At 36.9% G+C, this 22,666-nt stretch carries 18 protein-coding genes; 11 read left to right on the top strand and 7 right to left on the bottom strand.

All coding sequences use genetic code 11. The annotated features are described in order from the left end of the window. Positions 1 to 56: 56 nt before the first annotated feature. From B5440_RS13325 to tsaD, 4 genes are read right to left on the bottom strand one after another with little or no spacing between them, the layout of a single operon-like run. Positions 57 to 578, bottom strand: a complete 522-nt coding sequence (locus B5440_RS13325; protein WP_070054311.1) for a TrmH family RNA methyltransferase — start codon at positions 576 to 578, stop codon at positions 57 to 59. Beyond that, positions 578 to 1,231: a DUF4159 domain-containing protein gene (locus tag B5440_RS13320; protein ID WP_070054312.1), complete on the bottom strand. Its 654-nt coding sequence runs from the start codon at positions 1,229 to 1,231 to the stop codon at positions 578 to 580. Before B5440_RS13320 ends, B5440_RS13325 begins: the two co-directional genes overlap by 1 nt. Before the next feature lie 36 nt (positions 1,232 to 1,267). Then, positions 1,268 to 1,978, bottom strand: coding sequence for a 16S rRNA (uracil(1498)-N(3))-methyltransferase (locus B5440_RS13315; protein ID WP_070054313.1), 711 nt, complete (start codon positions 1,976 to 1,978; stop codon positions 1,268 to 1,270). Between the two features lie 3 nt (positions 1,979 to 1,981). Beyond that, on the bottom strand, positions 1,982 to 3,004 hold the full coding sequence (gene tsaD, locus B5440_RS13310) for a tRNA (adenosine(37)-N6)-threonylcarbamoyltransferase complex transferase subunit TsaD (protein ID WP_070054314.1): 1,023 nt from the start codon (positions 3,002 to 3,004) through the stop codon (positions 1,982 to 1,984). Between the two features lie 126 nt (positions 3,005 to 3,130). Between tsaD and B5440_RS13305 the strand changes: the two genes are divergently transcribed. From B5440_RS13305 to B5440_RS13290, 4 genes are all read left to right on the top strand, one after another. Next, entirely contained in the window at positions 3,131 to 7,504 is a 4,374-nt protein-coding gene (locus tag B5440_RS13305) for a translocation/assembly module TamB domain-containing protein (protein ID WP_233425377.1), read from the top strand. Positions 7,505 to 7,581: 77 nt separating this feature from the next. Next, on the top strand, positions 7,582 to 8,568 hold the full coding sequence (pfkA, locus tag B5440_RS13300) for a 6-phosphofructokinase (RefSeq protein WP_070054315.1): 987 nt from the start codon (positions 7,582 to 7,584) through the stop codon (positions 8,566 to 8,568). Between the two features lie 2 nt (positions 8,569 to 8,570). Further along, the gene (locus B5440_RS13295; RefSeq protein WP_057483150.1) at positions 8,571 to 8,936 is read left to right on the top strand and encodes a methylglyoxal synthase; all 366 of its coding nucleotides are present in this window, start codon (positions 8,571 to 8,573) and stop codon (positions 8,934 to 8,936) included. Between the two features lie 64 nt (positions 8,937 to 9,000). After that, positions 9,001 to 9,831 carry a hypothetical protein gene (locus B5440_RS13290; protein WP_070054316.1) on the top strand — a complete coding sequence of 277 codons (831 nt, stop codon included), beginning with the start codon at positions 9,001 to 9,003 and terminating at the stop codon, positions 9,829 to 9,831. Here the strand turns inward: B5440_RS13290 and B5440_RS13285 are convergent. Continuing rightward, the gene (locus B5440_RS13285) at positions 9,828 to 10,211 is read right to left on the bottom strand and encodes a Rid family detoxifying hydrolase (RefSeq protein WP_070054317.1); all 384 of its coding nucleotides are present in this window, start codon (positions 10,209 to 10,211) and stop codon (positions 9,828 to 9,830) included. The genes B5440_RS13290 and B5440_RS13285 overlap by 4 nt on opposite strands. An 18-nt stretch (positions 10,212 to 10,229) precedes the next feature. Further along, on the bottom strand, positions 10,230 to 12,959 hold the full coding sequence (locus B5440_RS13280) for a putative LPS assembly protein LptD (protein WP_070054318.1): 2,730 nt from the start codon (positions 12,957 to 12,959) through the stop codon (positions 10,230 to 10,232). 136 nt (positions 12,960 to 13,095) lie between these two features. Between B5440_RS13280 and B5440_RS13275 the strand changes: the two genes are divergently transcribed. The 7 genes from B5440_RS13275 (at position 13,096) to bshA (ending at position 22,347) form a co-directional block, all read left to right on the top strand. Continuing rightward, entirely contained in the window at positions 13,096 to 14,196 is a 1,101-nt protein-coding gene (locus B5440_RS13275; protein WP_070054319.1) for an N-acetylmuramoyl-L-alanine amidase family protein, read from the top strand. Positions 14,197 to 14,255: 59 nt separating this feature from the next. Continuing rightward, positions 14,256 to 15,212 (top strand): MlaD family protein, encoded by a 957-nt coding sequence (locus B5440_RS13270; RefSeq protein WP_070054320.1) that lies wholly within the window; start codon positions 14,256 to 14,258, stop codon positions 15,210 to 15,212. A 6-nt stretch (positions 15,213 to 15,218) separates the two neighbouring features. Next, positions 15,219 to 16,559, top strand: coding sequence for a 4Fe-4S dicluster domain-containing protein (locus tag B5440_RS13265; protein ID WP_070054321.1), 1,341 nt, complete (start codon positions 15,219 to 15,221; stop codon positions 16,557 to 16,559). Positions 16,560 to 16,652: 93 nt separating this feature from the next. Beyond that, on the top strand, positions 16,653 to 17,444 hold the full coding sequence (locus B5440_RS13260) for a (Fe-S)-binding protein (protein ID WP_070054322.1): 792 nt from the start codon (positions 16,653 to 16,655) through the stop codon (positions 17,442 to 17,444). 163 nt (positions 17,445 to 17,607) lie between these two features. Continuing rightward, complete coding sequence (locus B5440_RS13255) at positions 17,608 to 18,093, top strand: ABC transporter ATPase (RefSeq protein WP_070054323.1); 486 nt, start codon at positions 17,608 to 17,610, stop codon at positions 18,091 to 18,093. Further along, on the top strand, positions 18,093 to 21,020 hold the full coding sequence (locus B5440_RS13250) for a serine hydrolase domain-containing protein (protein WP_070054324.1): 2,928 nt from the start codon (positions 18,093 to 18,095) through the stop codon (positions 21,018 to 21,020). The genes B5440_RS13255 and B5440_RS13250 overlap by 1 nt, the downstream gene beginning before the upstream one ends. A gap of 193 nt (positions 21,021 to 21,213) precedes the next feature. Then, positions 21,214 to 22,347: an N-acetyl-alpha-D-glucosaminyl L-malate synthase BshA gene (gene bshA, locus B5440_RS13245; RefSeq protein WP_070054325.1), complete on the top strand. Its 1,134-nt coding sequence runs from the start codon at positions 21,214 to 21,216 to the stop codon at positions 22,345 to 22,347. Between the two features lie 119 nt (positions 22,348 to 22,466). On the opposite strand, the gene B5440_RS13240 is transcribed toward bshA, so the two are convergent. Further along, on the bottom strand, positions 22,467 to 22,666 hold a 200-nt coding region (locus B5440_RS13240; protein WP_143533311.1), incomplete at its 5' end, for a transposase.

Genomic DNA, 22,666 nt, shown 5'->3' with positions numbered 1-22,666 from the left:
CCTGTTGCTCTTAAGATTCCTAAAGTAATTGATTTTGAATTCACGAGGTAAATATATTATTTCTTATCGAATGCCGATATTGTTTTTGATATTTCATATAACGCTATTCCTGTGGCTTGAGCAACATTCATGCTGCTATTTTGCCCAAACATATTGATATGCAAATGTTTATCAGAAGTATCCAGGAAATCATTATTTATTCCTGAAGCCTCATTGCCCAGAATTAGAATAATTTTCTTTTTCTCCCCGGAATATTCAAAATTCTCAATAGGAATGCTTGCTGAAGTTATTTCCAGTGAAAAAATTTCAGAATTTGTCTTTGCATTTTTGAGGAAATCAGTCGCGTCTTCGGTTAATTCGTATGTTATGGTCTTATGTGTATTTCTGGAAGTTTTTTGAAGTCTTCGGCTTTTAAGATTAGGTTCAATTCCAGAAAAAATAATTTTTTCAACGTTAAAAGCATCGGCTAGCCTAAAGATGCTGCCAATATTTGCTTCCCCAGTAATATTATCTAAAACAAGGGTAATAGGAAATTTCTTCTTGCTGAATTTTTCATCGAAATGCGAGAGCTGTTCCATTAATTTTCGAAAACGTATTTTAAAATATTTGCTCCCATTTTTAATGCTTTTAATCGCACTTCTTCAGGATCATTATGAACTTCGGGACTTTCCCAGCCATCACCAAGATCACTTTCTACAGTAAATAATAAAATCAATCTATTTTCATCGAAAATGCCTAAAGCTTGCGGTGGTTTATTATCATGTTCGTGAATTTTAGGCAAACCCGAAGAAAAATTAAAAGCTGTAGAAAATATAGGATGATTTGCAGGTAATTCTTCCAATTTTTTCTCCGGAAATATTTTCTCTAACTCTTTTTCTAAATATTGCTGCATGCCGTAATTATCATCTATATGCAAAAAACCTCCACTCAATAAATAGTTTCGAAGGTTTTCAGCTTCTTCCTGGTTAAAGATCACATTTCCGTGTCCCGTCATATGTACAAAAGGATATTGAAAAATATCTGAACTCCCGGGTGTAACGGTAACAGGTTTACTTTTAATACTGGTCCCGATATTGTTATTTGAAAAAGTGATTAGATTGGGTAGGGAAGTAGGGTTGGCATACCAATCGCCACCACCATTATATTTTAATAGCGCGATCTCCTGGGCTTCCAGGAATTGAAAAGATCCAAGAAAAAGAAATAGGAAGATATATTTTTTAAAACTCAACATAAGCGTAAAAATATCAATAAAATAGCGTCGTACAACCTAATCCTGATTAATTAGTGCGATTGTATGGCAGCCAACAATGGCAGCGGTCTCAGTTCTTAAGCGGCTGTCTCCCAAACTTACCGCTCGCCATTCGTTTTCTAAAGCAAGTTTTATTTCTTCAGGCGAAAAATCGCCTTCCGGGCCAATAAGAATAGTGATTATTTCTTTCTCTTTAGCTTCATTCTTTAACGCAATGCGTGGAATATCTTCTTCACAATGCGCGATGAATTTTTGACCTTCAATTTCAGTAGTTATAAACTCAGAAAAATCAATCGCTTCATTAAGAACAGGTAATCTATAATGTAAAGATTGTTTCATCGCACTTTGTAAAACCCTTTCGTAACGATTCAATTTAATGGTTTTTCTTTCACTGTGATCACAAATTATTGGGGTTATCTCATCAATCCCGATTTCGGTAGCCTTTTCTAAAAACCACTCGTACCTGTCATTCATTTTGGTTGGTGCTACTACAAGGTGTAAACGATAAGCTTTAGAAGCTTCTTCTTCAACTTTAATGATCTTAGCTAAACACTGTTTAGGATTTGCTTCAATTATTTCGGCCGTAAATAAAGAACCTTTTCCATTGGTAACTTTTAAAATATCACCCTGGTTTTTTCGCAAAACCTTAGCTATATGCCGACTTTCATCTTTGGGAAAAATGATTTGCTTGTCGGTTTTTTGAATATTCGGGGTGTAGAAAAGTTGCATGGATTAAAATTTATAGCGTGCCTGGGCAGTAATAGAATAGTCTGAAAAGTCTTCTTCCAAATATTTGTAATGCCCTGCGATAGCAATCATCGCAGCATTATCTGTAGTATATTCAAATTTAGGAATAAAGCAGTTCCAGCCATATCTCTTTTCGGCATCCATTAATGCATTTCTAATACCACTATTTGCTGAAACCCCGCCGGCGATGGCTATTTGATTAATTCCGGTTTGCTTTACTGCTTTCTTTAGTTTATCCATTAAGATCCTAACAATAGAAAATTGAATAGAAGCGCAAATATCTTTTAAGTTTTCCGCAATAAAGTCAGGATTTTCTTTGGTTTGTTTCTGCACAAAGTAAAGCACCGAAGTTTTAAATCCACTAAAACTAAAATTTAATCCGCTTACTTTTGGGTTGGGAAATGGAAATGCTTTAGGATTTCCTTCTTTTGCATATTTATCTATTAAAGGCCCGCCAGGATAGGGTAGACCTAGAATTTTAGCACTTTTATCAAAAGCTTCGCCGACGGCATCATCTGTAGTTTCGCCAATTACTTCCATATCAAAATAATTAGAAACCTTCACAATTTGAGTGTGTCCACCACTTATAGTTAAAGCCAGGAAGGGGAAACTTGGTTTTTTAAAATTTTCCTCTTCAATAAAATGAGCTAAAATATGCGCTTGCATATGGTTAACTTCAATAAGCGGAATTCCTAATCCCAGCGATAAAGATTTAGCGAAAGAGGTGCCTACCAATAATGATCCCATAAGACCGGGACCGCGCGTAAATGCAATTGCAGATACATCTTTTTTATCGATATTTGCCCTGGCTATGGCCTGGTGAATCACCGGAACTATATTTTGCTGGTGTGCTCTGGAAGCGAGTTCTGGAACCACACCACCGTATTGTTGATGTACTTCCTGTGTAGCAATAATGTTAGATAATATTTTGCCGTTATGTAATACAGCTGCGGCTGTATCGTCGCAGGAAGATTCGATCCCTAATATGTAAATATTTTGTGAAGCCATTAAGAAATAAGGGGCATAGAAATTGTTAATATTGTGTACAAAGTTAAAATATAAAAGCGTATCAAAAAATTCTGGAAAATATTAACTAGAACAGTGGTTGCGCTGCTTTTGCTTTTTGTCATTATTTTGATAATTTTCTCTATTCCTGCCGTACAAACAGGAGTTGCAAATCGTATTACCACTTCTCTCAAAGAAAAAAACAACGTTAATATTTCTATAGACCGGGTAAGTTTAACTTACTTCGGAAGGGTGAAAATTAACGGAATTTATATTGAAGATCATCATAAAGATACCTTAATTTTTTCTGAAGAATTGCGCACTTCGTTGCCTGGGATTTCTAATCTACTCAGCAATAATCCTAATTTGGGAAATACCTATTTAGAAGGATTAGAGGTAAATATGCGGAAATACAAGGGAGAAGATAGAGATAATTTGGGGCAGTTTATTCAAAAGTTAAGCAGTAAGCCTTCCGGCGATTCAACGCAATTTGAACTCCTGGTTGACCGGGTGGAGATTTCTGACGGAAATTATAGCTTCATCAATGAAGATAGTGAAAACCCTGAATTTCTGGTGCTGGATAGCCTAAATATTTATGCTAGAAATTTAAAAATAAAAGGTCCGGAGATAAGTGTAATTATTGAAGGACTAAAAGGAAAAGAAAAACGCGGGCTGAATATAGATAATTTAAGTACCAGGTTCTTTTATTCTCCCGAGCAAATGGTTTTTGACGATCTTATGCTTCAAACGCCTCAATCTTTAGTTAATGCTAATCTCGAGTTTAACTATCAAACTGAAGATTTTTCTGATTTTGTGAATAAAGTAGAAATTACAGGAACTTTCTCCGAAAGTTTTGTTTCCAGTACAGATCTTCAGGCTTTTTATGCTGAATTTGGCGACGATCAAATTATGCAATTAAATACCGATTTTGAAGGTACGCTTAATAGTTTTGATCTTCCTAATCTTCAATTAACGGGGATGGATCGCAGCAGGGTAGAAGGCGATGTAAATATTCAAGGTGCTTTTTCCCAGGGTGGAGAAGATTTTAAATTAACTGGAGATTTTTCTGAATTTACTACCAATTATTACGATCTAGTTAATCTACTACCCGGCGATCTAAGGGGAAAACTTCCAGAAACCTTGCGGGAATTTGGTAATTTGAGAATGCGGGGAGATGCAATTGTCACAGGTTCTAACCTGGATGCCGATGTGATGATAAATACGCAATTAGGATCTGCTGAAGCCGATGTGATTTTACGTGGCTTTAATAATTCCCAAAACGTAACCTATACTGGAAAACTCATTTTTGAAGATGTAAATATTGGAAAACTTGCAAATAACGAAAGCCTGGGAAAAACAAGTTTTAACCTGGATATTGATGGAACCGGATTTGATGCTGAAACCCTTGATGCCGAGCTAAAAGGGCAAATTTCAAAATTACAATTTAATAACTATACCTACCAGGGAATTAGGGTGATAGGAAACCTTAGAAATCCTGTTTTTAACGGATTATTAATGGCTAACGATCCTAATTTAAAAATGGAATTTAATGGTTTGGCCGACCTTTCTGAAGATATTAATAACTACGATTTTGAAGCTTCGGTAGGGTATGCCGATCTAAATGCTCTTAATTTCGTGTCTCGCGATAGTCTTTCAATTTTTAAGGGAGATGTGATTATGAATATGAAAGGCACAAGTATAGATGATGCTTTTGGTGAAATTTTATTGCTGAATACCTCTTACCAAAACCAGAATGATCTTTATTATTTCGATGATTTCAGTATTACCTCCAGTTTTGAAGGTCCTGTAAGAACCCTAAGTATAAACTCTCCTGATGTAATTAGCGGAGAGATCAAAGGAGATTTTATTCTTTCGGAAATAAGACCTTTAATAGAAAATTCCTTGGGAAGTATTTATACCAACTACCAACCTAGAACCATTACCAAAAATCAATACCTGGAGTTCGATTTTGATATTTATAACAAAATTGTGGAGGTTTTTTATCCCGAAATTAACCTGGCGCCAAATACATATGTTCGGGGCCAAATAGCTTCAGATGAATCTGAATTTAAAGTGAATTTTAGATCTCCCAGGATAGATCTTTTCGGGAATATGATGGAAACGGTGAACTTAAACGTAGATAACACCAACCCGATCTATAATACTTATTTTGAAGCCGATAGTGTTTCTACAGACTTTTATAACTTTTCTGAATTCAGCTTTATTAATGTAACTCAAAGAGATACGCTTTTTATAAGATCTGAATTTCAGGGAGGAAGAAACAATGATGATTTTTTCAATGTCAACCTCTTTCACACGATTAACGAAGACAACAAATCCGTGGTGGGAATTCAGCGATCTGATCTTACTTTTAAGAATAATACCTGGTATTTAAATGAAGAAGGAAATAAAAATAATAAGATAGTTTTTGATCTTGATTTTAAGGATATCACCATAGATTCCCTGGTTATGAGCCATAAAAACGAAGAAATTAGGCTTAGCGGTGAAATGCGCGATAGTACTTATAAAGACTTTAAAATGGAATTCGAGGAAGTAGATATCGGTAAAATCACACCGCACGTAGATAGTCTTCGTCTTGCCGGAACGCTAAATGGTAAGCTTGATCTACTGCAAGAAAATGGAGCCTATTATCCAAATACCGACTTAAGGATAGATTCATTGGATATCAATGATAATTTGTTGGGTAACCTAGTGCTAAATGTTGAAGGAAATGAAACGTTAACCAATTATGCAATAAATGCCAATTTGCGAAAGAACGGCCACGAATCTTTAAATGCTATTGGGAATATAGATGTGAGTGGGAGTGAACCCACCATTGATATGGGTGTAGACCTAGAAGATTTAAACCTGGCAGCATTTAGTCCGCTGGGAGGAGAAGTGATCAGCAATATTCGGGGAGCAGCATCGGGAAATGCTAAAGTTGCCGGGAATTACAAAAATCCGGATTTTTCAGGAAATATCAGTTTAAAAAATGCTGGCTTAAGAATCCCTTATCTTAATGTTGATCTTGCTTTTAATGATGCTGCCGTAGTTAATTTAAATCAGCAAGAATTTATTTTTGATGATGTTGAAATTGTAGATACTAAATACCAAACAAGTGGTACCCTTAACGGAAGTATTGGCCATGAAAATTTCAAAGAATGGAACCTGGATCTCAATATAGATACTAACCGGCTTTTAGTTTTGGATACAGAAGGCGATGAAGACGCACTTTATTATGGGACTGCTTTTATAAGCGGAGATGCTAGTATTGCGGGCCCTACAGATCAATTGGTGATAGATGTTACCGCCACGACAGAGCGCGGTACGGTTTTCAAAATCCCTTTAAGTGATACCGAATCGGTTGGAGATAATTCATATATCCATTTCTTAAGTCCGGAGGAAAAAGCCGCCCGGGAAGCCGGTCAAAATATAGAACTGCCTGAGGTTACTGGCCTTGAACTTATTTTTGATCTTGATATTACTAATGATGCTGAAGTTGAAGTAGTAGTAGACCAAACTAGTGGAAGTACTCTAAGAGGTCGCGGTTCAGGAAACTTATTGCTGGAAATTAATACCAGTGGAAAATTTAATATGTGGGGCGACTTCGTGGTTTATGAAGGTGTTTATAATTTTAAATATGCCGGACTTGTTCAAAAAGTTTTTAAAGTGGAATCTGGAGGTAGCATCAACTGGAATGGAGATCCTACTGATGCGCAATTAGATGTAAGCGCGATCTATGCATTAAACGCTAATCCGGCGGTTTTACTGGAGAATCCTTCCATAAACAGAAAAATTCCTGTGGAAGTAATTATTAATCTTCAGGGCGAAATAGAGCAACCGGATATTACTTTTGATATTGCATTTCCTAATGCGAGCTCTGTAGTGCGTTCAGAATTGGAATATAGAATGGACGACCGCGCAAGTAAGGAGCTTCAGGCTTTATTCCTTGTGACACAGGGAGCTTTCTATAGTGAATTTGGGTTAAGACAAAATGCTATTACGGGAACTCTTGCCGAAAGAGCCTCCAGTATAGTAAACGATATTTTTGCCGGAGAGGATGGTAAATTTCAGGTTGGTGTAAATTACGTTCAGGGAGATCGTACCCCAGATCAGCAAACTGTTGATAGGTTTGGATTAACCCTTTCAACTCAAATTAGCGATAGAGTTATTATTAACGGGCAGGTTGGGGTTCCAATTGGCGGTGTAACCGAATCGATTATCGTGGGTGACCTGGAAATAGATTTTCTTCTAAATGAAGACGGCACCCTGAGAGCTAAGGTTTTTAACAGGGAAAACAATATTCAGTTTATAGGCGAAGAAATTGGTTTTACCCAAGGGATTGGATTATCTTACTCGGTAGATTTTGATACATTCAAAGAACTGATCAGGAAAATTGCCAGCACCGAAATTAAAGCTTTAAACGAAGAAACTAAACAGAAAGCAGCAACTCGGCCGGTAGCCCCTGATTATATAAGGTTTCCAGACGAAAACTCAAATTAAACCAAAACCTTTAAAACTTTTCTTTTTTCTTTTAAGGTAGCGCCTGAGTTTGTAATTTTAGACAAGAAATTGAAAATATGACAAAAAGAATAAAACGAATTGGAGTTATGACCTCCGGCGGAGATTCTCCCGGAATGAATGCTGCAATTAGGGCTGTGGTTAGGGCCTGCGCTTATTATCGCGTAGAATGTGTTGGTTTTATGATGGGCTTCCAGGGAATGATAGACGGCGATTATATTGAACTTAATGCCCGAAGTGTACGCAATATCATTAATTTAGGAGGAACTGTCCTGAAATCGGCTAGATCTAAAGAATTCCGAACTAAAGAAGGTCGGGAAAAAGCTGCCGCACATTTAAAAGAGGCCAATGTTGACGCCATGATTCTTATTGGTGGTGATGGTACTTTTAGAGGCGGACAATTATTTAGTGCAGAACACGACATTCCCGTTATTGGAGTTCCCGGAACTATAGATAACGATATCTTCGGAACACATTATACTATAGGTTATGATACTGCTTTAAATACGGTGATTGATGCTGTAGATAAAATTAGGGATACCGCCAGTTCACATAACAGGTTGTTCTTTGTGGAAGTGATGGGGCGCGATGCCGGTTTTATTGCTTTAAATAGCGGGATAGGCGCCGGGGCAGAAGAAATTTTGATTCCTGAAGAAGATCTTGGCCTGGATCGTTTGTTAAACTCTTTAGAGCGTAGCCGTAGATCTGGGAAAACATCCAGTATTGTTATTGTTTCAGAAGGGGATAAAATTGGTAAAAATGTTTTTGAACTGGCAGCCTACGTTAAGGAAAATTTACCCTATTATGACGCAAAAGTAACCGTATTAGGCCATATTCAGCGCGGTGGAAGTCCTACTTGTTTTGATCGTGTTTTGGCCAGTAGGTTGTGCGTAAAAGCAGTTGAACTTGCTTTAGATGGCCAGCGTGATATCATGGTGGGAATGATGAATAATGAAGTACAGGCTATCGAGCTGGAAAAAGCCTTAAAATCGAAACCAACTATTAATAAAGATCTGCTTCGCATTTCTGATATTTTATCTGTATAAAAATGAAAACAGTCGCAATAATTGCACATAACGGTAAGAAGGCCGAGATGGTTCAATTTCTAAATAATCATAGAGAATCACTTCAAGCCAAAAATATTAAACTAATAGCCACAGGAACTACAGGGGCAAAAACAGAATCTGCCGGTTTTGAAGTTGAGAAATTACTTTCGGGGCCATTGGGAGGGGACGCACAAATAGCTTCTCGTATAGCTGAAGGTAAAGTAGATATGGTAATTTTCTTTAGAGATCCTTTAGATAAACATCCACATGAACCTGATATTTTTATGCTGATGCGTTTATGCGATGTGCACGATATTCCACTTGCTACAAACCCGGCCAGTGCCAGGTTGCTGATGCAGGCTTTTTAAAACCAAAGCTTCTTTCTTGAAAATAAAGTCCAGTTTTATTCTATTAGCTTTCTTTGTTTTTATAATGTCAGCGCAATCCTTGCGTTCTCAGAATAATTATACAGAGGCGGCTTTATTTAATATAGGAATTGGTTCGGTTTTTAGTGGAATTGGTGCCGTTATCAATAAAGATCCACAGGAAAGGCTTGGCAAAGTGCTATTTAAAGGTATGGCACAGGGCGCTCTTGGAGGTTACTTAGTTTTTGAAAGTAAAGTGATTGCAGGAAGAATCGCTAAACAAGAAAATCTCACCTATGGCTGGCCGGCTAAATTTGTGAATTCAGCAGGAACTTCCATAATTGAGAATGCAGCTTCTAACCGAAATTTCTGGGAACAATGGAACCTTAATATAGGTTTTAACCGAATAGAATTTCACACCAAAGATCGTTTGCTGGTAAAATATAGAATTCAACCGGTAGCAATGCTTTTAACTGCCTATACAGCTTTTTATAATAAATTTGAACCGAAAGAAAGTTTAAAAACAGGTCAATTTATTTTCTCGGGCGACAGCTATTGGGGTAGTGATAGAGATTTTCGGGGCGCTGCCATAGGCACTTCAATTTTATTGAATACTGAAGGGGAATTTTATTATAACACCGTAGCGCATGAGATAATTCATGTTTTTCAATATAACGATTTCAATGTTTTGAATACTTATATCAACAAACCTATGGAACAATTTGAAGAAGGTTCTGGCTTATTCAGGAAAATGAATAAAATCTTTCATTATGATTTTAATGTATTCTTTTTCGCCGGATTTTATAAAATGGAGCATTGGGGTAAGGACCAGCAAACATTTGAAGGTTATTATTCCAATTATTTTGAAAAAGAAGCCTACCTGTTTAGCAATTATTAGCTTTTTACAGCGATAGCGCTAATCTCTACATTTACAAATTTTGGCAAATTAGCCACTTCTACGGTTTCTCTTGCAGGTGCGGTTTCAGCATTAAAATAAGAACCGTAAACTTCATTTATTTTAGCGAAATTATTCATATCACTAATAAAAATGGATGTTTTTATCACGTTTTCAAAATCCATTTCAGCTTCATTGAGAATGGCTTTTAGATTTTCCATCACTCTTGTGGTTTCCTTCTGAAGTTCTTCTGTCTCCAACTCGTTAGTTTCAGGATTAAGAGCAATTTGTCCTGAAATATAAAGCATATTCCCGGTTAAAACAGCCTGGTTGTATGGTCCAATTGGAGCCGGAGCTTTGTCGGTTTTGATTATTTTTTTCATCATCTTACTATTTAAAATTTATAATCTTCGGTCTGGTTCATTACGCTTGTCGTATTTGATATCACTTAAAATAGACGATTTAATTCCTATAAAGAAATACCAGGATCTACGCTCGCTAAATGGCACCCAGTTAAAACTTAATCTCCAGGTATTCAAATCTCGCTGAAATCTTAATTGAGTATAGGTAAATCCTAAATCTTTTAGATCATAACCAGATGAAGCGCCAACCATCCACTTAGGAGAAAGCTCTACATCTCCCGAAAACATAATAGAATGAGAGGTGATCTCATTTTGACGGGCCGTGTTATTATAAGTCATGGTATAGGACATTCTTAAATCCCACGGAATTTTATAATTATACCAGTTATCATTTCTTTCCTGGCGATCTTCATCTGCGAATGGATCTTCTTCTTCGTCATAAAATTTTCCTTCCAGGTCAGATCCTTTTCCAAAAAGGTCATCACGTCTTCCGCCACCACGATAGGTATCATTATCTATATCATCTTCGTTTTCATCTTCGCCTTCATCTTCAAAATCCTTACTGGAAAATGAATAGCCAAAACTTACGTTCGCGTTGGTAAACCTAAACAAACTCCCGCCGTTATTGATATTAAGTTCGTTAGTTCTTCGGTTATTATTATCCAGAGCATAGATATCCATATTACCCGCAACATTTATATCTACTTTATCTCTAATAATTGGTATACTACCTCTTAAAGCAATAGGAGAAAGCTTGGGTTCACCGGCCTCACCGGCAAGATTATAAGCGGTACTCATACTAAAGTTGTTTAGTAAGGTGATCTTTTCGGGTTCTGTGGCGGTACTATCTTTAGATCGCACTTTGGCCTCAAGGGTATTACTAATACTCAAACCAAGTGAACTTGAAAACCTGTTGCCCGGCGCACCATATAATGTCCCGTTAAACCTGGAATAATCTACCATATTGGTTTCAATAGGATTTGCCGGATTAATTCTCTCGTAAGTGTCGTAATACTGATCAAATGCAGGGTTTACATTATAACTTATGGAAGGGCGCATCACGTGTCTAATTGCCTGTATCTTCTTATCTTTCCCGAAGTTCTTTAAGCCATACAGCGTAGTACCTATACTAGTCCCAAAATTATAAGTGCGGTAAGAGTCAAACCCACTAACAGTATCTATTACAACTTCATCATTAAATTCATCATAAGATTGCTCGAATGTTCTGAAAACCCAATTCTCTTCATAATTAGCGTTTGCACTAACACTTAAATAATTAAATAATTTAAAGTTTGTCGCGACCGGAATGGAATGTTGAGCACCATAATTAGCGTCCTCAAACATTTCTGGTTTAAAGAATAAAGAATCTGTAGTGTTTATTTGATTTTCGGCCCTTACATTATACTGAAAATTGATATTTTCTATTAATCCCTTTTTTGAACCGGTTTTTGGAGCAAAAGGATAAATACGCGTCATACTTGCCTGTAAAGTTGGCAAACTCATATTTATAGTTTGGGTTCTTGTATTCTGGTTATGCCTTGCAGCGATACTTAAATTTACCTGCGGATCTCCGGGAAAGGTCTTACTATAAGATACCGAAGAACTTAAAGAATTGGTTAAGAAGTTACCGGTATTCATTTGATTTACAGAATTTTGATAGTAAGTGCTACTACCTAAGTTTACAGAAGCATTAAACCTGGAATTGGGATTTGCCTTGGCATCCTGATTATGGGACCACTGTATATTATATTCTGTTCTTTCTGCATAGTCAGGAAAACCACGTTCACTTTGATATTGATTTTCATAACGAACTCTAACATTTCCGCGGTAGCGATAACGCTTTGCATAATTACTTTCTAATCTCACGGCATAACTACCATTGGTATAATAATCTCCCAGGGTAAGTAGATCTACATAATCGCTAATAGCAAAATAATACCCACCATTTTGCAGAAAATATCCCTGCTGGCTATCCCCAAAACTGGGAATTATAAAACCTGAAGTTTCCTCTTCTGTTAACGGAAAATAACCAAAAGGCAGTCCTAAAGGCGTAGGAACATCGGCTATATACATATTTACAAGGCCGGCTACAATTTTCTTGTCTGGAACAAATTTTATTCGTCTGGCGTAGAAGTAATAATCTGGATTTTCTAAATCATCATCGGTAGTAAACCGCACATTTTGCATAAAATATACCGAATCATTTTCCCGCTTGGTAACTTCGCCTTTAACATTAAAATTGGCCTGTTGTGTTCTGGAGTTATAAACCAGCGCTCTTTCAGTATCAAAATTAAAGCGAATAGAATCTGGTTCTACGGTTTGATTTGCCTGGACAAAAACCGGTTTTTGTGAATATGCGCCGGTAGAATCGGGAATTCCGTAGGCATAAACTTCATTTTTATTATTGTCTATAATGATCAAGCCGGCATTAATCTGCATATCACCGTAGATAATTTGGGCTTCATTATAGAGAAACATGCGATTTTCCTTTTGGCTGATGCGCATATAATCTTTAGCCTGATACTTCACCGCATCGGTAATAAGCTGATTTCCTTTTTGCGGAACCTGCAAAGAGTCTCCTAAAATACTATCGGTTGCCTTTATGGTTTGGGCGAGAGGTAAGGAATCACCAACGGTAACAAGGGAATCCCTTTCTTTGGCATCTATATTTATCTCCTTATTATTTCCTATTTCCTGAGCGTTTAGACAAACGAAAGGAAGCAGTATAAAAATACAGCAAAAAAGTATATTGGGTATGTTTGTTTGCAATGCTCTAAGTGCTATTTTTGTAAAGAATGGCTTGCTTTTTGCAATTTCAAAATTACATATATTTTTTCAGCTTAGATTTGAGATTCACTGAAAAAAGTAATTAAAATAATCAGCATAAACTTAGCGTTACCTTTTTATGAGAACGAACCTACTTAAACTTTTCGTATTTTTCTTCATTTTTCTTGCAAGCTTTCAAAGTTTGCTGGCATTTAACGATAAGCCCCGAGATCGTTTTGTAGTTGTGCTTGATGCCGGTCACGGCGGAAAAGATCCCGGTAATATGGGTAATGGTTTTAAAGAAAAAGAAATCGCGCTTAGCATTATTTTAAAAATTGGGAAAGCCCTGGAGAGAAAAGGAGGGATAGAGGTGATTTACACTCGAGATTCTGATGTTTTTATTCCTTTAGACCAAAGAGCTAAAATTGCTAATGAAGCCAATGCAGATCTTTTTGTATCGGTACATTGTAATTCTCACAATTCCCAGGCTTATGGTACAGAGACTTTTGTTTTGGGATTGCATAAGACCCAGGAAAACTTTGAAGTAGCCAAAAAGGAGAACTCGGTAATATTTTTAGAGGAAGATTACGAGGTAACCTACGACGGGTTCAACCCGAATTCTCCAGAATCTTATATAGGAATGGCTTTAATGCAGGAAGAATATTTGAACCAAAGTATACTTCTGGCAGATTTTGTGCAGAAAAACTTCACCAACGATCTAAAAAGAAAAAACCGTGGCGTAAAACAAGCCGGATTTGTTGTATTAAAAATGGCAGTAATGCCAAGTGTGCTTATAGAAACAGGATTTTTAACCAATGATCATGAAGGGCCTTATTTAAATAGTACCAGCGGACAAAACAAAATGGCTGCAGCTGTTGTAGAAGCTATAGATAAATACGCAAATAGCATTAATCTTTCCAGCCTGGAAGATATTGGTCAAGTTTCAGCAAGCAGTGCTGATATTCAAAGCCAGGTTTATAAGGATATTACTTTTAAAATTCAACTAGCGGCGGGTTCCAAACGACTGGAAACCAAATCATACAATTTCAAAGGATTACAAAATGTAGAGCGATCAAGAGAAGATGGTTTGTACAAATATTATTATGGAGCTACTTCAGATTATGCTAAAATTACTAAGTTGCACAGTGAAGCTAAGCAAACTGGATATCCATCAAGTTATATCGTCGCATTTAAGGATGGCAGCAAGATTACAGTTAATGAGGCGTTAAAAACAGAGTGAATTAACGCTTCTTTTCTATTTTTATTTCTAAATTTGTCCTTATCTTAAAAAAATAGCTTTTGAAATTCACACGTGAAGTAAAAACTGCCTTGCTAGCAATAATTGCTATCCTCTTACTTATTTTTGGTTATAGTTTCTTAAAAGGTAAAAATCTACTGGACTCCAGTAGAACTTTTCATGCGGTTTATAATGATGTAGAGGGTCTTTCACCTTCTTCAGCTGTCACTATAAACGGTCTTAAGGTGGGCCAGGTTACAAAAATCAACTTTCTAGACCAAAAAGGAACTCTGGTAGTAAGTTTCACCGTAGAAAATGACTTTCAGTTCTCAAAAAACAGTACTGCTCAAATTTATGGCGGTAATATAATAGGTGGTAAATCTTTAGCTATTATTCCAGATTACAAGATGAATGAGATGGCTAAATCTGGAGACACGTTACAGAGTGATACCGAAGAAGGTATTATGGAATTGGTAAATGAAAGGCTTACACCACTTCAGGAAAAAGTCGAAAACACTATAGTCAGCGCCGATTCCCTGGTAACGGCCGTGAATAAAATCTTAAACGACAGTACCCGATATAATATTAGAAACACCTTTAAAGATCTTAATGCCACAGTAGCTTCATTTAAAGTTACCGCAAATACTTTGGAAGGAATTGTAGGAAGAAATTCAGGTAAATTAGATAGAACATTTACCAATCTGGATGAAATGACTACTAATTTTAATTCTTTTTCTGATACCTTAACGCAAATGGACATTGGTAAGATCACTAAAGACCTTGAAAAAGTAGTAGCTGATTTTGAAAGTGTTTCAGATAAATTAAATAATAAAGAAGGTACTGCAGGGAAGTTAATTAATGATGATGCCGTATACAACAACCTGGACAATGCTACCAAACAGTTGGAGCAATTACTACAAGACGTAAAACTGAATCCTAAACGATACGTGCATTTTTCTGTTTTCGGAAAGAATCCAGAACCTTATCAGGAACCCAAAGAAGAGGATTCAACTAAATAACCAACTATGCAAATTATTGCCCAAGTCTTATTTTTAGTTGCCTTAGTGGCGGGAATCGGATTTTTTATTAGAAATATTCGAAGGTTAGTAAGAAACATCAAGCTAGGAAAAGAAGTAGACCGTACTGACAATAAAGGAGAGCGGTTTGCGAAAATGGCCAGGATCGCTTTTGGCCAGAGCAAAATGGTTAAAAAGCCGGTTTCTGGGTTTTTACACGTTATTGTTTATGTGGGCTTCGTAATAATAAATATTGAAGTTCTTGAAATTATTATAGATGGATTATTCGGTACACACCGTATTCTTTCGTTTATGGGCGGTTTTTACGATGTGTTAATCGCTTCCTTTGAAGTTCTTGCCTTATTGGTTTTAATTGGAGTAATCGTTTTCTGGATAAGAAGAAATCTTCTTAATATTTATCGCTTTTTAAGCAGGGAATTAAAAGGCTGGCCAAAGAATGATGCCAATTATATTCTTTATTTTGAAATGGTACTAATGGTACTTTTCCTGGTAATGAATGCTACAGATTACCAACTTCAATTAAATGGCGCGCCACATTATGCAAGTGAAGCTGGAATTACCGGAGCTTTTCCTATTAGCCAGTTTTTACTGCCTATTTTTGATGGAATGAGTAATGCCACGCTTATCATTATTGAAAGAGCAGCCTGGTGGTTGCATATTTTGGGTATTCTTTTCTTCTTAAATTATCTGTATTATTCAAAGCATTTACATATTCTACTCGCTTTCCCGAACGTTTATTTTTCAAAACTTCGCCCACAGGGTGAGATGAATAATCTACAATCGGTTACCGATGAAGTTAAATTAATGATGGATCCTGATGCCGACCCTTTTGCAGCTCCTGCTGAAGAAGAGGAAGGTGCAGAACCTGAAAAGTTTGGAGCTTCAGATGTTTTTGATCTTAACCAGGTACAATTATTAAACTCTTATACCTGTACCGAGTGTGGAAGATGTACTGCCGAATGCCCTGCAAACCAAACCGGTAAAAAACTCTCTCCAAGGAAAATAATGATGGATACCCGAGATAGGGTAGAAGAAGTAGGAGAGATTATTAATACAAAAGGAAAATACGAAGATAACGGCAAGCAGTTGCTGGACGATTTTATATTGAGAGAAGAGCTTTGGGCTTGTACTACTTGCAACGCTTGTGTAGAAGCCTGCCCCGTAGGAATAGACCCTTTATCTATTATTTTAGATATGCGACGTTACCTGGTAATGGAAGAAAGTGCTGCTCCAAATGAGCTTGCAATTGCAATGACGAATATTGAAAACAACGGTGCACCCTGGCCTTATAATCAACAGGATAGGTTGAATTGGGCAAAAGAAAATTAATTTTTCTGAAAGCATTACCACATAAGATTTAAGAAAATATTTTTACACTTCAGGACTGCAAAAGTCTTTGGAATAAATTAAAAGGAATTAGATATGGCAGAAGCATTAAAAGTACCCACAATGGCCGAATATATGGCAGAAGGTAAAAAACCCGAAGTTTTATTTTGGGTTGGTTGCGCCGGTAGTTTTGATGATAGGGCAAAAAAGATCACTAAAGCTTTTGTAAAACTTTTACACGAAGCCGGAGTGGATTTTGCCGTTCTTGGAACCGAAGAAAGTTGTACGGGAGATCCTGCAAAGCGTTCTGGAAACGAATTCCTTTTTCAAATGCAGGCTGCTACAAATATTGAAGTTCTTAATGGTTATGAAATAGAAAAAGTAGTAACGGCATGCCCGCACTGCTTTAATACTATAAAAAACGAATACCCTGCTTTAGGTGGTAATTACGAAGTAATGCACCATACACAATTTTTAAAATCCCTTTTAAATGAAGGGAAATTAAAAGTTGAAGGCGGAAAATTTAAAGGTAAACGTATCACATTTCACGATCCCTGTTATTTAGGACGTGCTAATGGCGAATATGAAGCTCCACGTGATCTACTTAGAAAGCTGGAAGTAGAACTGGTAGAGATGCGTAAATGTAAATCTAACGGACTCTGTTGCGGTGCCGGTGGTGGACAAATGTTTAAAGAACCGGAGCCTGGAAATAAAGACGTGAATATAGAAAGAACCGAGCAGGCTATGGAAGTAAAACCCGAAGTTATTGCTGCTGGTTGTCCATTTTGCAACACTATGATGACCGATGGTGTAAAAGGTAAAAATAAAGAGGATAGTGTAGAAGTGATGGATGTGGCAGAACTTATTGCCAACGCTCACGATCTTTAATAAAATACCAAATTTAAGTAATAAAAAAGGTTGAGATTTATTCTCAGGCTTTTTGGCTTTTTAATCCAAATTTTTAGTAAAAATAGCAAACGTTAAAAGCCAGAACTATATTTGAGACATAAGCTAAATCAACTAGTTTTGTGAAAATATAATTTTAGCATTTATGTTAGTACCATTCGAAAATCTACCCGATTCTTCCAGGGTTTGGATATATCAGGCAAACCGATCTTTCACCCATGAAGAGTTGGAAGAAATACAATCCCGTTTAGACCAGTTCGTAACACAATGGACGGCTCACGGGTCCGACTTACAAGCCGGTTATCTCATTAAATACAAGCGATTTATTATTCTGGCTCTAGACCAGCAGATAAATGCCGCTACCGGCTGCTCTATAGATGCTTCGGTGCATTTTATTCAGAAATTAGAGAATGAATTTAATGTAGATCTTTTAGATAAAATGAATGTCTCTTATAAACAGGGAGAATTCATAGCCTACAAGAGTTTGACAGATTTTAGGAAAATGGCCAAACAAAAAGCGGTTTCGCCTAAAACTATTGTCTTTAATAACCTGGTAAACAATAAAGCTGAATTTCTTTCAGATTGGGAAGTTCCTGCTTCTGAAAGTTGGCACAAGCGTTTCCTTAATTAATGAAACTTATTCTTAGTCCGAAAATCTTACTTTTAACCTGCTTACTTTTTGTTCTCCCTAATCTTGCTGCGCAAAATAATCCTTTGCTCACCAATGATGTGGAAGCACAAAATAGATGGGTAGATAGCGTATACAATTCATTGAACCTTAAAGAAAAAGTTGGGCAGTTATTGATGATAAGCGTTTCTTCTGAAAGTGGAAAAACCTATACCGAACAAGCTAAAAAGCAAATTGCTGAAGAAAATATTGGCGGGGTTATCTTTTCTAAAGGCGGGCCTTTAAGACAGGCGAAGTTAACTAACGAGTTCCAGGAAATCTCTAAAACACCATTGCTTATAGGAATGGATGCAGAATGGGGGCTGGCCATGCGACTAGATTCTACTTTTGCACTTCCCTGGAATATGACCCTGGGTGCTATTCAGGATAATAAATTAATAGCAAATGCAGGCGCCGCGATTTCTCGGAATACCAAACGATTAGGTGTTCATATTAATTTTGCACCGGTGGTAGATATTAATACCAATCCTGAAAATCCAATTATTGGAAATAGAAGTTTTGGAGAGAATAAAATAAATGTAGCTGAAAAGTCCCTCGCTTTTATGCGCGGAATGCATAGGGAAGGAGTTTTATCTAGTGCTAAACATTTTCCCGGTCACGGAGATACAGATGCTGATTCTCATAAAACCTTACCCACTATTCCTTTTTCAAAAGAGAGACTGGAAGATTTAGAATTGTATCCTTATTATCCTTTAATTACCCACGGACTCTCCAGCGTGATGGTAGCGCATTTAAACGTGCCGGCACTCCAGGAAAATCGCAATACGCCAACTTCACTTTCAAAAGCTGTTATCACAGATCTTTTAAAGAGTAAAATGAATTTTAAAGGTCTCGTTTTTACTGACGCACTTAATATGAAGGGCCTTACAAACAACACCGAACCCGGTGATGCTGAATTAAGAGCTTTTTTGGCGGGAAATGATATGCTTTTAATGCCGGAAAAGGTTGAAGTAGCTTCAGAAGTTTTGGTCAATGCTTTTAAAAACGAAATTATAAGTCCGTCGCGATTAGCGCATTCGGTTAAAAAAATTCTTCAGGCAAAATATAAAGCAGGCTTGCAGCAACAGAAAGCGGTTCAGGAAAATTTTCTTTCCGAAGAACTTAATACGGTACGCGATCAGGTGTTGCTAGAAGAGCTTTTTGAAAATGCATTAACCCTCATTAAGAATAATAAAGGTGTTTTACCAATTGAAGATCTCGATGATAAAAGGATCGCTTATGTAAATTTTGGAGACGCTGATGGAGGTCCGTTTTTAAAAGAGCTAAGAAAATATGCAGCAGTAGATTGGATTACTGCAGCTCGTATAAACGATCTACAGGATAAACTGGCCGATTACGATTTGGTGATCTTAGGATATCACAAATCTAATAGCAGCCCCTGGGCTTCTTATAAATTTTCTCCGGCAGAACTACATTGGATTCATCAAATTGCACAGAAAAATAAATCAATCTTAAGTTTGTTCTCAAGTCCGTATGCTTTAAGTGACTTACGGGGACTCAATGAGCTGGAGGGAATTTTAGTTAACTATCAAAATCATACAGTAGCCCAGAAAAAAGCTGCACAATTAATTTTTGGTGCAATTGAAGCCAAAGGAAAACTTCCGGTAAGTATTGGCACTAATTTCCCGGAAGGAACCGGTTATCAAACAAATAGTTTAGAAAGATTGTCTTATGGATTACCTGAAAGTGTTGGTCTAAATTCCTATAAATTAAATAGAATAGACAGCATTATTACCGAAGCGATTGACGAAAAAATGACTCCCGGGGCTCAAATTCTTGTAGCCAGAAAAGGGAAGATCGTTTACAATAAAAACTTTGGATACCATACTTACGATAAGCAAATTCCGGTTTCAGACACCTCGATTTACGATTTAGCATCCTTAACCAAAATTCTCGTCACTTTACCTTTAATAATGGAACAGGAAGAAGAGGGAATCGTAAGTTTTGATACTAAGCTTGGGGAAATGATGCCAGTTTTTCAAAATTCCAATAAAGCTAATATAAGGTTGCAGGATATGCTAATGCACTATGCAAGATTAAAATCCTGGATTCCTTTCCATATAAATACCATAGACAGAAAAACAAGGTTGCCTTCTAAGGAATATTTCCATAAAACACCTTCAGCTGAATTTAATACGAAAGTTGCTAACGAAATGTATCTTAGAAATGATATGCAGGATACTATTCTTAATATTATAAAGGATAGCGAGTTAGAACGCAAATTAGATTATAAGTATAGTGACCTTCCTTTTTATATTCTCAAATATTACCTGGAAGGATATTACAATCAAACCCTGCACAATCTTACCCAAAAGAAGATATACAAACCTCTTGGTGCCACACATACAGGTTATTTACCTACTTCGAGATTTCCTTTAGAGCAAATTGTTCCAACCGAAATTGATAAATTGTGGCGTAGACAACTTATTCACGGTGTGGTTCACGATCAGGGCGCGGCTTTACAGGGTGGTATTGGAGGTCACGCGGGGCTTTTTAGTAATGCCAACGATGTGGCTAAAATAATGCACATCTTTCTTAATAAAGGCGTCTATGGCGGGAAAAGATATTTAGAGGCTGAAACTATTTCTAAATTCAACACTTGTTATTATTGTGAGCAAGATGTAAGGCGTGGCGTTGGTTTCGACAAACCCCAGCTGGGAACTTCGGGTCCCACCTGCAATTGTCTTTCTATGGAGAGTTTTGGCCATAGCGGCTTTACAGGCACCTTTGCCTGGGCAGACCCGGAAGAAGAAATTGTTTATGTATTTTTGTCTAATCGTACTTTCCCCGATTCAACGAATAGGAAGTTGATAAGGGAAGATGTTAGATCCAGAATACAGGAAGTTATTTATGAAGCTATAGATTTTTAGCACATAAATTTCAGCGAAAAGTCTGCAAGGCTTAATTAATAGAAATAAGATTCGGGTTTAATGTCGAAATTCCTCACTTAGTGAGTAAACAACTTCGGAGAAAGCTCACGAAGCATTGTTATTGGAAAATATAATTTAATTTCGAGGCAAGCCTTGAAGCATTTAATCTCGATTATCGAGCAAATCAAACTTAATGAAAATAGCCATTGTTTGTTACCCTACCTTTGGTGGTAGTGGAGTGGTAGCCACAGAGCTAGGCTTAGCTCTTGCTAAACGCGGTCACGAGATACATTTTGTCACATATAGCCATCCTGTTCGCTTAGATCAGCTTACCGGTAATGTTCGATTTCACGAAGTACACGTACCAGAGTATCCACTTTTCCATTACCAGCCTTATGAGCTTGCTTTAAGTAGTAAGTTGGTGAATGTGGTAAAACAATTTAATATAGAACTTTTACACGTACATTATGCCATTCCACACGCTTATGCCGGTTATATGGCAAAAAAAATGCTTGCTGAAGAAGGTATAAGCTTACCTATGGTTACTACGCTTCACGGTACCGATATTACTTTAGTGGGGAATCATCCTTTTTATAAACCTGCGGTAACTTTTAGTATTAATAATAGCGATGTAGTAACATCGGTTTCCGAGAGTTTAAAGGAAGACACTTTAAAATTCTTTCAAATTAGAAATGAAATTGAAGTTGTTCCCAATTTTATAGACTGCAGCAAATACGATAAAAAAGAGTTTACCGATTGCCAGCGGGAAATGATGGCCGATAAAAAGGAAAAAATTATCACGCATATCAGTAATTTCAGGAAAGTGAAGCGCATAGATGATGTGATCAAGATCTTTTATGAAATTCAGAAGAAGATAGACGCTAAATTAATGATGGTGGGCGAGGGGCCGGAAAAAGAAATGGCAGAAGATTTAGCTGAAGAACTCCACATAGAAGATAAAGTGATGTTCCTGGGGCAAAGTCATGAAATAGACAAAATTCTATGTTTTTCTGACCTGTTTTTACTGCCTTCAGAGAAAGAAAGTTTCGGACTTTCTGCTCTGGAAGCTATGGTTAATGGTGTTGCCGTAATTTCTACAAATACCGGCGGTTTACCGGAAGTGAATCAGGATGGAATTTCTGGTTATTTAAGCAATGTTGGTGATATTGAAGAAATGACTTCTAACGCGCTAAAAATTCTTCAAAATGAAGAAATCCTGGAGAAATTTAAGCAGGGCGCTCGAGATGTTGCCGAAAAATTTGATATAAAAAATGTAGTGCCTCTATATGAAGATATATATAAAAAGGCGCTGCGAACTAAAGCATAAAAAAGAGGCCGTCTAAAAAGTATTTAGATGGCCTTTTTTATTGATAAAAGTTTTTGTGAGAGAAGCGCTTCTTCTTTTGTAGATATTCTTAATGATAAAAAAGGAAGGAAGCCCCCTTCCTATGCTATACTGAATTTTCTTAAGTTGTGCGCCATAGCGATTAACCCTATTTCAGTAGTTACTTTCTCCATTCCCCGAAGCATAAATCGCTTGAAGCCCATGTTTTGCTTGATATTCCCAAAAACGGCTTCCACATCCCAGCACCGACGTTTACGATGTGCTATTCCCGCTTCACTTAATAGTAGGTTCCTAGCTTTTT

This window comes from Salegentibacter salarius, assembly GCF_900168265.1.
Taxonomy (GTDB): Bacteria; Bacteroidota; Bacteroidia; order Flavobacteriales; family Flavobacteriaceae; genus Salegentibacter; species Salegentibacter salarius.
The sequence above is the reverse complement of the archived record's forward strand: the minus strand, read 5'-3'. Positions and strand labels throughout refer to the sequence as shown.